Raw genomic sequence first — 16,831 nt, forward strand, 5'->3', positions numbered from 1 at the left:
CTCAACGCACTCTCATCCCGAACCCTTCCCGGAGGTAGCACCGACCGGTGACTGCTGCCCCGAACCGAGCCCCCGCCCAGCGGCGGCAGCCAGGTTGTTGTAAACGCGCCCCGGGGATCCAGCACGCGCCGGGCCCCGGGTACCGTGATCGACCGGCTGATCGCCCGCCGACCTCAGGCTTTGAGGGCTCGTTCGATGAGATCTTGCAGCCGCTGTTCCTCCTTCGAATCGCCGCTGGGCTTGAGCTTGTCCTTGAGTCCCTGGGCGAAGGGCTTCATCGACCAGCTGGGGAGGACGTCCGCCGCGCGACACAGCGCCCCGAGGGTGACGGTCGAGTTGGGCTTGTCCATGCCTGGGATCTTGAAATCCGCCTGCTCACACAGTTCCGTGAGGGTGCGGGCATCGACGGTTTTCAAGGCTGTCGAATTCGCTCGCGAGAGCAGCTCGCCGGCGAGATAGCGCCGGGTCTCGATCGAGACGCCGGTCGTCGGCGTCGCGAAGAACGCGATGAGCATCGGCAGCACGTGCAGCATGAACCGCACGTTCTGGCACGCGAACGCGCAGTACGAGGCCATGATGCTGTCCCGGTAGCGCGCGATGTCGGCATCGTCATTGTCTTCGACGCCGCCCAGTGCGTCCCAGTGGTTCTTCACGTCCTTCATGCTTAGGCTGTTGAGATTGACCTGCGTCGTCGGCTTCTTCGCGCCAGGGGGCATGCCGGTCGCCAGGTGGCCGAACGCGTAGAAGTACTCGACCATCGTCTGCTTCGACTCGTGGCCGGTGTTGATGCGCGTGTACCAGTCCGCTTGTTGATCTGTTGCTCCACACGGCCCCGGGATCAGGTCGACGAACGACGTCCGCAGGAACGAGAAGCTGCCGCGCCAATCGACCAGGGCGAGCTTCTGGAACAGCTCGGCGATCCCGCCCTCGGGCTTCGAGCGCAGGAGCAGGGGGATGCCGTCCACGTACGGAGACCCCAGGTCCGTATGCGTGACCGGCCAGCAGAACATGTTCACGAACTCGGCGTTACCGGCGGCGCCGCGCATCAGCGCCTGCTCGTCTTGATTACCGTGCTTGAGCATGTGTATCACGAGCTGCCCCTCGTCATGCCGGGCGAGATCCAGGTCGAGCTCCTGCAGCCGCGCCTCAGCCTGCGTGTACTGGGATGCGATGCTGTCGCTGTCCTTCTTCGACAACACCGTGAGGTCGCCGGCGGCGACCTTGCCGGTGCCGAAGGAGGCGTACTTCTGGAAGCTCTTGCACAGGAAGACCTCGAGGCTGCCGTCGGCGATGGCGCCCTTCAGGCCGTTGAGCACCTCGTCGAGCCGGGTCCGGCCGGTGGACAGGTCGAGCCCGTCCTCGACGGTGGTGTCGAGTATCAGCGCGAACGGCGGGTCATCCGCCTTGCGTGCCTTCAGACCCTCGAGCACGCCTTCCACGAGGTTCTTTGTCGATGGCGACTCGAAGGGCGTGCTCGGGTTCAGCGCCGCGACCACGACATCCTTGCGCGGCTTCGCCGTCTCTCCCTTCTTGAGCTTGCCGAGCAGTTTCCCGGTCTCGAAGTAGTCGACCTTCTCGGTGGCGCGCGAGACCTGGCCGGTGCGCCGCGCCGACAGCGCGATGTACAGCGCCGTCCCGAGCGCGTCCATGCCGCTGGTCATGAGGTGGCTGCTGAGCTCGATCTCCCTGCCGACGTTCGGCGCGATGCTCGGCGCCCGCTTCAGCAGGACGTCCTGCATCGTCTTCCAATAGTCAGTACGTGTGTAGTTCTTGGCCACGGCGAGCACGACGGCGATCTCGTCCATCATGAGGTCGACTGCGCGCAACGCCGTCGACGGGTTCGGATCCTCGACGACGATGTCGAGGAGCCGGCTCAGCGAGCCCAGGGCGTCGGCGGTCAGCGCGTCTTTGCGGTCCGGGCCATGTTTGTCGGTGAGGCCGAGCATGAGGTGCTCGACCATGGCGCACACCGGCGCCAGCTCGCCCTTCCCGCGCGCGATGTCCTGCAGGCGGGAGAACGCGCTGGAAGTGATGAGCTGCGCGAGGTCGGCGTGCGTGTCGACGGGGGATTTCGGCCGAGGCGGGGGTTGGTCCGCGTCCATGAGCTCGTAGAGCTGGTACGCCGACGGCGTCGCGCCGATCTCCTCCAGGATCTCCTTCCAGCTCAAGGAGAAGTCGGTGGTGCCCCTCAGCACGCTGATGCCCGTCTCCCCCTTGAGTGGCTGGATCTCGAGCTTGGCCAGCACCTCCGGGCCCAGTACCATCCTGAGCTTGCGCAGCACGCGCGGGCTGTTGACCAGGATGTCGCCCTCTTTCAGCTTGCCGTCCGCCTGTAGCTTCTCCTCGAATTTCTGCAGGGCTTCGCCGTAGGACGTGCGCCAGTAGCTGGTCTCGAGGTCGTGCTGGGTCGACAGGTTACTCTGGCCGGTGCGCTTGCTGCTCGCCGTACGGAAGCCCACCTGCTCGACGATGTGCGCCTGCCCGGCGACCGCCACCCGCCCGAGCGCCGTGCGGCGCTCCTGCGAGTACGGCGTCTTGCTGCTGCTGATTGACTTGACGTCATCCAACGCCTTTTTGAGGTAGGCCATCGACGAGGCGTCGTCCGCATCGTCAGTGCGCTTCGCGAGCTCGTCCAGGTCGACGGCGCCTTTGCCCGGCGCGGCGAGGTCGAGCGCCTCGAGCGATGGGTTGCGGCCCGGCGCGCGACCGTCCTCAGGCTGCGGCACCTGCTTCTGCGGCGTCTTGGGCTTGAGACGAACCTCGGCGGTCGCCTTCAGGAAGTCGAGGGCGGGGTTGCTTCTGAGCTGCGCCACGATGAGCCGGGACATCGTGCTGCGCTCATACGCCGAGCGCTGGGCCAGCATCTCGGCCATGTGTTGCACGGAGAACGTTGTGTCCTGCAGCGCGTTCGCCACCACCTTGGCGGTGGTCGAGTCGGGCTTCTCGGTGAACTTCTGCCAGCCCGGCGGCGTTGATGTGGAGACCGGTGCGGAGGCAACGGACACGTTACGCTTCGTGATGGGCACGTCAGACATGTCTGATATGCCAGGCATGATCTTTTCTGATCCGGCGATCGTACGCCTGCGCTGACGCTTGTTTTTGCTCGTGCCGATGCTCGGCCCTGACTTTTTCATGATCCCCCAGCCGTTCTTCTCAAAACTCCCCCTTGCCAGACGACCCGATCGATCGTCCACCTTTTCCCGGGCGTGCAAAGCTTCCCTGTCCGCCACATTCGTAGCGAGCTTCTTTGGTCCAGCACGTCGGCGCCGTACGCAACATCTGGCCCTGTCTGACGAACGATGGTCCGCCTCTGTCCGGATGAGGACAGGTCGCTCGGTCGCCATATTCGTGGCGCCGTTTCTGAGCTTGTATCTGGGGGGGCGTGGACCGCTCTGTGGGGTCGGTCCGGATTACACAGGCTTCTCTGAGGGGGACGCATGGCGGGCAACGAGCCGCTCCCGAGCTACGAGGAACTGTTCGACGGCACGAATCTCGATCGCCGGCAGGAGGACGAGGCCAGGACGGTCTACTCGCCGGGGGCCTATCTCGCGGATCTCCTGGGGCTGCTCGAGACCGTTCTGGAGCAGCCGTCGCTGCTCGGCGACGACCGGCGCGCCGACCTGAAGAGGGTCCTCCTGGACGGGGAGAACACCTTCGGCGAGTCTCCTTACCTGGACATCGTCATCGAGCTGCTGGAGAGGCTCGCCGGGGACCAGCCGTACGAGCGGATGCGGCAGCGGCTGGAGCACCCGTTCGGGATGCCGTTCTCGCTGGACGAGGAGCGGTTCAAGACCTACCTCCGGCACCTCAGGACCGGACCGGACGAGCTCTACCGGATCTTCGCTCCGGTGGCCGACGCCGACACGGTGGCCCGGCTGTTCCTGGGGTTGTCCGCGGAGGCCGTCACGCATCTGACGTCGCCGGCGGACGAGGCGCGGATCAAGGCGTTCTACGGGCTCGCACCGCAGGATCAGCTGGCCTCGCTCGCGGAGGTGGAGAGGTTCAAGCAGGTGACGGGCCTGTCGGCGCTGGAGCTACTGGAGCTGCTCCGCGAGCCGGAAGACCTCGTACGGCCGCCCAAGGACTCCTACGTCAACCAGGACAGCGAGCCGGTCACCATGTCGCCGGACGGCACGCGACTGCAGGGGGCCACCTCCGGCTGGTACGACCGGATCAGCCGGATCGTCCGGCTGGCCAGGTGGACCGGGCTCGGCCTCAGCGACCTCGATCGCGTCCTGACCACGTGCTGCGGGGGCACGCTCGACGCGGCCGCGCTGCGGACCACCGCGCTCGTCGTGCATCTGCGGCAGGGCTACGACCTCACCGTCGACGCGGTGTGCGGGCTGGTGGCGGAGGTCGAGCCGGTGCCCGAGAAACTGCCCGCGATGTCGGGCGACATCCTCGGCCCGCACAACAAGGAGTACCGCCGCAAGCTGGCCATCGGGATTGGGGCCTCCGAGAGCGACATCATGGAGACCGTGCGGCGCTACCGCGACCGCTACAGCGCCCTGGAGCCGAGCCCCTTCGACCGCGCTCCGATCGGATCGTCGCAGATCGCGCTGCTGCGGCGGACCGGCAGGCTGACGTCGGCGCTCGGCATGTCCGCCGGCGAGCTGTTCGACCTGCTGGGGGTGCTGGAGAGCGACCCGTCGCTGTGGCGGTATTCCACGTTCTCCCTCCTGGGCGGGGTCGAGCCGAAGACGCAGGACTGCTACCGCATCTTGGAGGGCGGCGACCCCGCCTCCGGCCTGTGGCTGGCCCAGACGCTGCTCGCGGTCGCCCGATGGATGCAGGACGGTGGCTTCGGCGCCCAGGAACTGGCCGAGATCCTGGGGGGCGGATCCGGCGGGTCCAGCGGGTCCGGCGGGTCCCGCGGGGATGACCGGCTCGCGGTGCTGGAGGGCCTCGACCAGCGGTTCCAGTCGGTGGCCATGGAGCCGGCCATGTTCGAGGGCGAGCGCTTCGGGCCGCGGGCCGCGCAGGCCGTACACGACGTGCTGGCGACCCACACCGGCGCAGTGGTGTCGGAACGCGACGCCCGGCTGCTGCGCCTCGACCCCGACACGGTGGCCGTGGCCGCGTACGAGGCGGTCACCTCCCTCGGCATGATCGTCGACGACGACCTCATCGGGTTGGGGCTTGGTGAGCGTCTGGCCGGCAAGATCCACACGCAGCTCGTGCTCAGCGGACGGCTGCGCGCCGACGGCACGCTCGGCACCGAGGGCATGCCCGAGACCGACTATGCGCTGAACCTGGAGCGGGATTTCATGCCGTTCAAGGAGGCGCTGTTCAAGCTGATCAACAGCGTCGGCAACGGCACCTCGTCCTTCTATCCCTCCGATCTGGCCACGGTCGGCAACCTGTCCCAGGGGCAGCTCGACGAGTTGTACGACAACCTGATCTACCACGGGTACGTCGACGAGGAGGGCGCCATCCAGGATCCGGAGTTCTTCGCCGACGAGGAGAACCTCGAGGCGTTCCGCGTCAACGCCGGCCTGTCCGACGTCGCCCCCGAGATGCTCACCCTGCTGCGCCGGCGCATCGACGCCTTCCGCGCCGAGTCGCTCGTCCTCGACCCCGGGCTTCTCGCGGGGCTGCGGCTCAGCGAGGCGCGGCTGGCCAGACTGATGGACGGGCTGCGCTTCAACGGCTACATCGACGAGAACGGCCGCTATCTGAACAAGCAGGCGCTGGCCGCGCTCCAGTCCGCAGACTTCGCGCTGCCGCCCGAATTCCACCCGCACCGGCAGGCCGTGCTCGACGTCGTGAAACGGCAGATCGGCGAGCTCGAGACCGAGCTTTACACCTTCACCCCCGAGGACTTCGCCGGGACCGCGGACCTGGCGATGGCGCAGCGGGCGATGGCCGCGATGGAGGGCGTCTGTCTGAGCGACGGCTGGCCGGTCGCCGAGGTGGAGACGCTCGGCGACGGGTTCACCGCGGCCGAGACCGGCATCGTGGCCCGGCGGGTCGCCGAGTGCGCGCAGGACGAGCGGCCGTACCGGATCCACCTGGAGGCGCTGGGCGAGCTCGGCTTCGACGACGAGCAGCAGAGCCTGGTCGTCGAGAAGCTGATCGCGCAGGGACACCTCACCGACGGCCTGTCCGTGCCGCGCGAGGCCGTCCCCTTCTTCGCCAACCCCGCGAACGTCGTCAGCTTCGCCCTGCACGGGCTGGAGGACTTCGAACGGGACGTGTTCTTCCTGCTGCACGCGGTCGCCGTGGCGCTCGCCGAGGCAGTCGAGGAGGTGACCGCCACGCTGGAGAACCGCGCCGGGCAGCAGCAGGAGGCGCTCACCTCCGCACTGGCCGACGCGTTCGGCGTGCCCGAGGGAAGCGCCGCGGCGATCTGCGCGGGCGTCGCCGGCGGGCTGCCCGAGGCGATGGAGACCCTCCTCCCGCCGGTCATCGCCGTCCCCCGGCGACTGTCTGATCCGCACTTCCAGGCCGCCTACGAGCGCATCCGCCGCTTCGCGCTGCTGGCCGGCAAGCTCGGCATGGACGAGACCGAGGTCGCCGTCGCCTTCCACGACCAGGACCTGACCGGCAAATACCCCGAACCCCTGGCCCTGCCGCCGGGCGTCGACGTCGTCGACGCGCTGCTGCGCAGCTCCGACGGCCGCATCTACGTGTTCGCCGGCGACGTCTACTGGGCCTACTCCGCCGACACGTACGCCCTGCTCGACCCCAGGTCCAAGGCACTGACCGAGCTGTCGCCCCGGTTCACCGGGCTGACCCGGGTCGACGCCGCCTTCGCCTTCCCCGACGGCGCCGAGTGGATCGTCGGCCGCGCCGTCGAGCGGAACGAGGGTGACGAGCTCCCCGATCGGGAGGTCTCGCGGCTGTTCGTCAAGGAGCCGGGCAGCATCCGCTGGGCGCCCCGTGACCAGCTGTGGGGCAAGGTCAGGAACAACTTCGAGGCCCCGCGCCGGATCGACAGCGCGTACGTGGACGAGAACGGCAGGACCTACCTGTTCTGCGCCGACCAGTACATCCGATACTCGGACCCCGATTTCACGACAGTCGACGAGGGCTACCCGCGCGGCGTCGCCGAATGGTGGCAGGCCGAGGGCCACGACACGCCGCTGCCCGAGGCATTCACCGGGGCGCTCGACGCGGCCTTTCAGGACGTGGACGGGCATGTCCACCTGTTCGCGGGCGGCCGCTACTTCGAGATCGGCGGGCAGGAGCAGCCGATCTCCGCCCGGTGGGGCCGCATCCGCAACGCCTTCGACGGCGCGCAGAGCCTCGACGGCGCGTTCACCGGCCCCGACGGCAGGACGTACCTGTTCCGCGCCAACCAGGTGTCCCGTTACACCGACAGCGTGGAGAACCACGGCGTGCGGGTGGACGACGGCTATCCGCGGCGTATCGAGACCGAGTTCGCCCGTCTGCCCGGTGAGTTCCACGCCGGCGTCGAGGCGGCCTTCACCGAGCCCGTCTCGGGGATGGTGCACCTGTTCAAGGACGGCAGGACGGTCTCCTTCGCCGCCTCCGGCGTCGGCGTGCCGCAGCCGACGGCCGAGCGCTGGGGCAAGGTCGCCGACGTGCTGGCCGGCGGCGCCGTGGACGCCGCGCTCGTGGGCATGGACGGCAAGACCTACCTGTTCAGCGGCGAGAGGTACATCCGCTACTCCGGCGCCGACTACGCCGTCGTCGACCTCGGCTACCCGCGCAGGATCGCCGGCGACTGGGGAGGGCTACGCAAGGTCGGCGCCGCCTTCGTGATGGACGGCAGGACGTACCTGTTCGGCCAGGGCGGCCACCTGTTCGACGTGCCGCTCGCCCAGGAGCCCGAGCTGAACGAGGGCCGCCTGTCGCCGGCGCTGCGCCGCCACTTCCTGGAGCATGGCCTGACCTTGGCCGAGAACGCCACCGTCACCTCCGAGGGCACGGACGAGTACAGGAAGTGGCACGTCGGCACCGAGCAGGGCATCGCGCTGACGCTCCGCAGGAACCCGCTGCACATCCAGGTGCACGCCGACGGCGGCGACTTCCACGTCCGCTACTCCACCAGGGACTACGCCACCCCGGACCCCGGCTACCCCAAGCCGATCTCCGACAACTGGTGGAACCTGCCCGCATCGCTGGCCACCGACCCCCGCTTCGCGGTCATCGATGCGGTCTTCACCGACGGCACCGGCCGCACGTACCTCTTCGCCGGCGACAGCTTCGTGGTGTCCGACGCCCGGCACCGCTGGTGGTCGGAGCCGCGCACGATCGATGGCCACTGGGACAGCCTGCTGCCCTTCACCAGGGTGGACGCCGCCTTCGTCGGCAAGGACGGCCGGACTTACATCTTCTCCGGCGACCGGTACATCCGCTTCTCCGGTGACGACTACACCAGGGCCGACGACCGCTACCCGGCCTCCGTCCCGGCGTACTGGGGCAACGTGGTCAACAGGATTGCCCGGACGGGCCTGGTGGACGCCGCGCTGACCAGGACCGTGACGGAGGAGATCGACGGCAGGAAGGTGGACAACCACTACACCTACCTGTTCTCCGGCGACCAGTACGTACGTTACCTGGGCACGGAGCTCGAGTACGTGCAGGACGGCTATCCGGCCGCTCTGTCCGCGCTGTCGCGGGAGCCCGGGATGGCGGCCCTGGACGTCACGCTCGACGGTGTGGACGCCGCCTTCGCCGACCGCCGCAACGTCCACCTCTTCCGCGGCCGCCGCTGCCACATCGTGTCCGACGGCCTCTACCGCCGCTACGACGACGCCTCATTGAGCGGGCTGAGCTGCGCGTTCCTGGAGGACGGCAAGCTGCTGGCGGAGGACGGCGGCGGCTGGCGCCATCGCGCGGGCATCGAGGCCGTCGAGGGCCACGGGTTCGCGCAGGAGACCGGTACGCCCCGGTCGCTGCGTGCGGCGCCGGCGGAGTTCCGCCGCGGGCTCGACGCCGTGCTGCGCGGCGCCGACGGCACCACGTACCTGTTCAAGGGGCCGGACTGCGTCAACACGCGGCTGAACAGGCCGTACCTCCTCGCCGAGGAGTGGGGCAAGCCGCGTAACACGATTTATCAGGACAACAAGGTGGACGCGGCGTTTGTCGGCAGGGACGGCAGGACATACCTGTTCAGCGGCGATCAGTTCGTCGTCTACGCCGACCCTGGCCCGGCCGATACCGCCGCCCCCAACCCCGGCCTCACCATCGACGGCGAGCCTCGGCTCATCTCCGAGCACTGGGGCGGCCTGGACGACGTCGCGCTCGCGTACGTCCGCGGCACGAAGACGTACGTCTTCGAGTCGCCCGACGAGGAAGGCCGCATGCGCTACCTCGTCTACTCCGGCACGGACTACACCGAGCCCGACGGCGAGCCGCAGCTCGCCGACGAGAGCTTCTGGCAGGTGCCCGAGCAGTACCGCATACTCGGACGCCCCGTGCCCGACGCGGTGCTGTTCGCGGGCGACACCATGCTCCTGCTGCACGGCGAGCACTGCCTGCAGTACGACGAGAGAGCCAGCGCCTGGTCCTATCCGCGCCCGATCGAGCGGCTCTGGCCCGGCTTCGAGCGCATCCTCGAATCCAGCAGGGAAGACGGTGACGCGCTGCGCACGGCGTTCACCGCGCCGGACGGCTCGACGTACTTCTTCCTCTCCGAGCAGTACTCCCGCCATGACGGACACGACTTCGCCCCGCTCGCGGTCATCCGCGACCGGTGGGGCAGGTCGCCCAACCCATTCGTGCCCGACGACGCGACCGCCAGGATCGACGCCGCCTGCGTCTTCGGCGACGACACGACGTTCCTGTTCTCCGGCGACCGGTATGTCCGCTACACCGGTTCCGAATACCGTTACATCGATCCCGGTTACCCAAAGAAGATCGTCGGCAATCTGCGCCGCGAGGCGGCCTTCGCCAACCTGCCGGAGTCGTTCGACGACGCGGTCACCGGCCGCACGATCGACGCCGCCATCGCCAACGGCCGCACCGCCTACCTCTTCGCGGGCGGCTCCTGCCACGTCGTCTCCCGCGCCGCGACCACCACCCGCGACCTCGCCGTCTTCGGCCGCGTCAGGAACAATCTCGTGGAGAGGGAGAAGGTGGACGCGACGGTCGTCACCGGCGCGCACACCTACCTGTTCTCCGGCGACCAGTACGTCCGCTACACCGGCACCGAGTACGAGTACGCCGACGACGGTTACCCCCGCACTATCCTCCCCGGCCTCGCCCTCGATCTGCGCATGCAGGACCCGCCCGCGGACTTCGCCGACGGCCTCGACGCGGCCTTCCGCACCCCCGGCCCCGCCGGCACCGTCCACCTGATCAAGGGCAACCTCTGCCAGCGGGTCGGCGAACCGGCCGCGCAGCCTGTCAACGCCCTGTTCGGCAAGGTACGCAACGCCTTCGCAGACGCCGGCCACAGGCTGATCGACGCCGCCTTCGCCGCGCCCACCGGCGAGCTGTACGCCTTCAAGGGCGAGCAGTACGTCCGTTACCGTCCGGGCGCGTTCGAGTTCGTGGAGGAAGGCCACCCCCGTACCGTCCGTGACGACTGGGGCGACCTGCCGGACCGCTTCGAGTCGGGCGTCGACGGCGCCTTCGTCTTCGAGGGCCGCACGTACCTGTGCAAGGGCGACGAATACGTACGCTACTCCCGCGGCTATCACGAGGTGGACCGCACCTACCCGCAGCGGTTCCGCTACCGCTGGGGCGGCACGGCCGACTACCGGCTGAGCGACGTGCACACGATCTCCAGGTTCATCGACCTCGCCCGGCGGCACCCGGACGGCCTGCCCGCCTTCCTGCTGGACCCGCCGACCGTGGTGCAGGACCCGTACGCCTACCTGGGAGACCTGTTCGGCTGGGACGTCGATGAGATCAGGTGGGCCAAGCGCAACGCCGCGCTCTTGACCGCCGAACCCGAGGCCATCGCGGCCGCGGCGGCAAGCGCCGCGCCGGTGCGGCAGGAGGAGGACCGCTTCGAGGTCGAGTTCCTGCTCCGCCTGGTCGAGCTGTTCACGCTCACCGGCCGGATCGGGGACGCCCCGTCCACGCTCTACACCGACGTGTGGCGGCACGCCTTCGGCGACCCGCCCGCCCTGGCGGCCGCGAACACCGCCCTCTACGGGATCATGGAACGCCTGTACACCGGCGAGTGGGAGGCGTTGTCGGCCGCCGTCCATGACGAGATCAACGTGATCAAGCGCGACGCCCTCGTCTCGATCGCCAAGGGGACCCCGGGAGAGCTGTACGACCAGCTACTGGCCGACGTCGAGATGGGCGGTCAGGGCCGCACCTCGCGGGTGCGCGAGGCCATCGCGGCCGCCCAGCTCTACGTGCACCGCTATCTGCTCGACCTGGAGCACGTGACGGTCCCGCATGGGTGGGACCCGGAGGAGACCAGGCGGCGGATCAGGACCTGGTGGGCGTGGCTGAAGAACTACCGCCTGTGGGAGGCCAACAGAAAGGTCTTCCTCTACCCGGAGAACTACCTGCGCCCCGAACTGCGCGGCTCCAAGACGCCCGCCTTCCGCGCCCTGGAGGACGACTTGCTGCAGGGCGAGATTACCCAGGAGAAGGTGGAGCAGGCCTACAAGCGCTACCTCGACGAGTACACCGAGGTCTCCAGGCTCTCGATCGCCGGCGGTTACGTCTACAGCGCCGACGGCGCCGAAGCGGGCGTCCGGCGGCTGGTGCTGTTCGGCAGGACCAGGACCGAGCCGAGGCGCTACTACTGCCGCGAGGCGGAGTTCAGGGACGACGGGCGCCTGTCGGCCACCTGGGAGCCGTGGCTGAAGGTCGACGCGCAGGTCGAGGCCGAGATCGTCTACCCGGTGCACGCCTTCGGCCGCATCTTCGTCTTCTGGCCCACGGCCGAGGCGGTCGCGCCCGAGCCCGGCGCCCAGACCACGCTCACCGAGCAGCAGAGCGGCGACAACCGTACGCTCACCCCGCCGCCGCCCAAGTACCGGGTGCGCGTCAACTACTCCTTCCGCAACCTCAACGGCGAATGGGTGCCCGTGCAGGTCCTGCCCCTGGACGACGTGCAGGACGCGCCCGTCGATGGCGTCAGCCTGTACGTCCAGGCGTCCGCCACCGTGCCGGTGCCGGACGGCGGCACGCACGACACCATCCTGATCACCTGCACGTACACGGTCGCCAGGCCGAACGGCCCGGAAAAGGTGCAGTCGGCGTTCGCGCTGACCCCCGAGCTGTACGCGATCCGCGCCGAGGGGGTGCCCGCGCCGGTGCGGCCGTCCCGGCTGGAGCAGATCTTCAACGAGCCCATCGATGCGTCCAAGGTCGTCCAGTTGGCCATGCCGACCGGCGCCGAGAGCGACGCGTGGATGAGCGTCGACCACAAGGGCGGCAGCTTCCTGTGTCGGCCGATCGCCCCGGAGGGCATTGGGGAGGAGCCGCAGCAGCTGAGCGGCAATCCTGACAAGCTGCCGGCGTGGTCCCCGATCCACGCCGCCGTCGAGCTGCCCGGCGGTGTCAGGTACTTCTTCAACAACACCGGCGAGAACGGCTCCGGTCCCTACTACGTGGAGGTTTCCGCGACACGGACGACCGCCACCCGCCTCAGCAAGCCGCCGACGGCCGAACGGTGGGGACACGTCCCCACCGCCCTGTACGACGACAAGGCCGAGGCCGACGCGGCCATCGTCAAGGACGGGTTCCTCTACCTGTTCTCCGGCGAGTACTACTACCGCTACTCCGGTGACCCCTTCGGCAGGATCGACGTGGGCTATCCGAAGCTGATCGACGGCAACAAAGAGGGTTTCCCGCAGTGGGACAAGGTGGACGCCGCCGCCGTCGACGCGGACGGCGTGGAGTACTACCACTCGGCCGAACAGCGCGTGTGGGTGCGCCGGACCCGTCCCGGCAACTCCCTGGAGGCCTTCCAGCCGCCATGGGCGACCGGCAACACGCAAGTGGGGGCGGTCCTCTTCCGTGGCGACGAGGTCTTCGTCGTGAACGGCGACTCCTACCGGCGCTGGGACGGCCAGAACGAGCGCACGATCCAGCTGACGGGCAACAAGGACGGCCTGCCGCAGTCCGGCCCCGTCAGCGCCCCCTTCCGTCACGGCGAGAGCGTCTACTTCTTCAACAACGACACCCACACCTACCTGTCCATCACCCGCGAGGAATCCGGCAGGGGCCGGGGACAATCCGGCAACGGTTCCAGGGAATACGTCCAGAGCGAGCCGTCCTCCATCAAGACCCTGGGCGTGGCCAGGACGGCCATCACCGACGAGGGCGTCGACGCGGCCTACGTCGTCGCCGGCGACGACGGCGAGGACGCCACGTTGTTCCTCGCCAGGAACCTCGAGTACGTCCGTTACACGCTCAAGGACGGCGTCGTGGCCGCTCTGGCCGATCCCGGCTATCCCAAGCCCATGAGCCGCCGCATCCGGGCCGTCTTCCAGCGCTCGGGCCTGCGCTACGTCTTCAGCGACCAGGACTACACGGTGCTGCGGCCCGGCGAGGAGCCGACGACCGCGGCGGAGTTCTCCCCGGTCAGCGGCAACTGGCGCGGCCTGCCCGACGGCTGGGAGGAGGGGCTGGACGGCGTGCTCGACAGCACCGACCTCTACCTGTTCCTCGGTTCCACGTACATCACATACCCCTCGTCGGTGAAGGTCCAGCGGCCGTACGAGATCGCCGCGCTGCCGCACGAGGTCATCAGGCTCACCTCCAGCACGGCGTACAGGCTCAACAAGGCGCTGCTGGAGGGCGGCGTGCCTGCGCTGCTCGCGCCGGACATCCAAGAGATCGACGAGCTGCCGGCCTTCAGCACGCGGGTCTCCGACGCCACCACGATCATGGTCACCGAGTCGACCGCTGAGCAGGGCGTGCCGGCCGGCACGCACCTGGACTTCAACAGCGGCAACGGCATCTACTACTGGGAGGTCTTCTTCCACGCCCCCACGCTCATCGCCCAGGCGCTCAACGCCGCCCAGCGCTTCGACGACGCGCGCACCTGGTACGAGTACGTCTTCGACCCCACCATGCCGCGATACTGGCGCTTCCTGCCGTTCCTGGCGGCGGACGTCGGGGCGCTGGTCCAGAGCTGCCGCGACGACCTGGCCGAGCTCGCCGGCCGAGGGGCCGACGTGAGCAAGCCGGCCGCCGACCTGGAGGAGATCCTGGTCAAGGTGGAGCCGATGGCCCCCGCCTTCCAGCACCAGCGCGAGCTAAGCGAGACCGAGAAGGACTACCTCGCCGAGCTACCGACCGGCGGGCCGTCGACTGCCGGACTGCCGCCGATCGAGGAGGCGCTCAACGCGTTGGAGGCGCCGCCGGAGGGCGGGCCGGCGCTGAACGGCCTGCTGGAACGCATCGCCATGGTCGGCCGGCTGCGCCAGCAGTACGATCTCATGGGCGACCGGGCCGCGCTGCTGGAGGCGTACCTGGAGGATCCCTTCGACCCGCACGCGATCGCCGAGCTGCGTCCGTCGGCCTACCGGCGCGCGGTCGTGATGGCGTACGTCGACAACCTGCTCGACTGGGGTGACCTGCTCTTCAGGCAGTACACCGCCGAGAGCGTCGACGAGGCCAGGATGCTCTACATCTTCGCCTACGACCTGCTCGGCGAGCGGCCGCCCGAGGACCTCGGCCCGCGAGCCCTCACGCCCGCGCTCACCTACGAGGGGCTGCGCCGGGCGCCCCAGGACGACGGGCTCCCCGAGCTCACCGCGGGCGGCGCGATGCTGGAAAAGGCGGGCGAGGTGCACGCCAGCGTCGCGGGACCGTACTTCCACGTCCCCGCCAACGGCGTGTTCCTGGAGTACTGGGACCGCGTCGAGGACCGGCTGCGCAAGATCCGGGCCTCGCTCGACATCATGGGCGTCAGCCGGCCGTTGCCGCTGTTCGAGCCGCCGGCCGACGTGATGGCGCTGGTGCGCGGCGCGGCGGCGGGAGCGTTGCTCGACCGGCTCGCCGCCGCCGCGACCATACCGGTGCCGCACCACCGCTTCTCCTCCGTCTTCCGCAAGGCGCAGGAGCTGGTGGACAAGCTGCGGCAGTTCGGCGGCGACCTGCTCAGCGTGCTGGAGCGCCGCGACTCCGAGGAGTTGGCGCTGCTCAACAACCGGCACGAGGGCACGATCCTGGCCCTCACCCGCGCCGTGCGCGAGGCGGAGGTGGAGATCGCCGCCCAGGGCCTGAGCGAGGTGCAGGTCAGCGAGCAGGGCGCGCTGAACCGGGTCGACCACTACGAGGGGCTGATCGCCGCCGGGCTGACACCGCTGGAGCAGGCGCAGCTCGGCATGATGTCCGCGGCGGTCGTCGCCCACGTCGTCGCGACCGGTTTCCAGGCCGGCGCGGCCATCGCCTCGGGCCTGCCGGACGTCCTGCTGGGCCTGTTCATCACGGGCACCAAGCTGGGCCGCGAGCAGGTGACGGAGGCCCTGGAGCACGGCGGCGAGGCCTCGTCGTCGGCGGCCGAGGCGCTGAATGTCATCGGCGAGCTGCTCGGCATCCGCGCCGAGCAGGAGCGGATGGCGAGCGACTGGGCCTTCCAGCTCGCCCTCGCCCGCAACGACGTGGAGCAGCTCGGCCACCAGGTGAAGGCCGCCGAGCTCCGGCTCAAGGCCGCCCAGCGCGAGCTGGAGATCCTGGATCAGCAGATCGCCAACCTGGAGGCCGTCGGCGCCTTCATGACCGGCAAGTTCACCAACCTCCAGCTGTACCAGTGGATGTCGGGGCGGCTGGCCGGGCTGTACTTCCAGACCTACTCGATGGCGTACGACATGGCGCGCGCTGCGCAACGGTCCTTCCAGTACGAGCGGGGCGTCCCCGAGGGGGAGGCCGACTATATCCAGCCGCTCTACTGGGAGAGCCGGCGCAACGGCCTGCTCGCTGCGGAAAGCCTGGGGCTGGACCTGGAGCGGCTGGGCAAGGCCTGGCTCGAGAGCGACCGCCGCGGCCTGGAGATCATCAAGAAGGTGTCGCTGCTAGCGCTGGACCCGGTGGCCGCGCTCAGCCTCCGCACCACCGGCCGCTGCGAGTTTGCCCTGACCGAGGCCCTCTTCGACCGCGACTTCCCCGGCCACTACCGTCGGCGCGTCAAGACGGTGTCGGTCACCTTCACTGGCCAGGAGGGGCCGGTCGGTCTCAACGCCGTGCTGACCCAGCTGGACAGCAGGACGGTGCTCGCGGCCGATCCCAAGGCCATCAAGTACCTCCTCGACCCCAAGGGCCCGATGCCGGCGACGTTGCGCGCCGACTGGCGCGGCGGCCAGCAGATCGCACTGTCGGACCTGGAGGAGTACAAGGACAACAACGGCCTCTTCGAGCTTCGCTACGACGACGACCGTTACCTTCCCTTCGAGGGCACCGGCGCGGTCTCCCGGTGGCGCCTGGAGCTGCCCTCCGGCGGCGCCCCGCAACTCCTGGACGTCACCATCACCGTGAAGTACTCCGCCGAACAGGGCGGTGAGCTCTTCGCCGGTGCGGTCAAGGGCATGCTCAAGCCCTATGCCACGGCTCGCTATTGCGACATCCCGGCGGAGTTCCCCGAAGAGTGGTCAACGTTCGTCGAGGGCTCCGACGACACGCTGACCCTCCCGTTCACCCCGGACATGTTCCCCGGCATGACCGGCCGCGCCATCACCGGCGTGTACGCCCTGTACTCGCCGGCCGGCAACGGCTCGGCCCGCTTCCTCCTCAACGGCGAACGACGCCTGACCCTCAACGAGGGCAAGCTCCTGCCGACCCCCGGCCTGACCGCCGGGACCTGGCGTCTGGTCCTGGAAGGCGACAAGTCCGCTCTCGAGGGTCTCGGCCTGATCCTGTCCTACCGCGCCCGCTAGCGGGGTCTCCCGTGCCCCCGGCCAGTCCTGGTCGGGGGCACGGGCCATGCCGCGTCCCGACGCCGTGC

2 protein-coding genes are annotated in these 16,831 nt (G+C 69.1%); one reads left to right on the plus strand and one right to left on the minus strand.

Translation table 11 applies throughout. From position 1 onward, the window contains the following. Nucleotides 1–173: 173 nt before the first annotated feature. Nucleotides 174–3,230, minus strand: a complete 3,057-nt coding sequence (locus ACTWPT_RS47145) for a hypothetical protein (protein WP_443184067.1) — start codon at nucleotides 3,228–3,230, stop codon at nucleotides 174–176. A 207-nt stretch (nucleotides 3,231–3,437) separates the two neighbouring features. Here ACTWPT_RS47145 and ACTWPT_RS47150 point away from each other — a divergent pair, with 207 nt between their 5' ends. Next, nucleotides 3,438–16,763, plus strand: coding sequence for a Tc toxin subunit A-related protein (locus ACTWPT_RS47150; protein WP_443184068.1), 13,326 nt, complete (start codon nucleotides 3,438–3,440; stop codon nucleotides 16,761–16,763). Nucleotides 16,764–16,831 lie beyond the last annotated feature (68 nt).

This window comes from Nonomuraea sp. 3N208 (assembly GCF_052245935.1).
GTDB lineage: Bacteria > Actinomycetota > Actinomycetes > Streptosporangiales > Streptosporangiaceae > Nonomuraea.

Coding starts and splice junctions, on each gene's coding strand:
- ACTWPT_RS47150 (WP_443184068.1), top strand. CDS start 3,438: ATGGCGGGCAACGAGCCGCTCCCGAGCTACGAGGAACTGTTCGACGGC.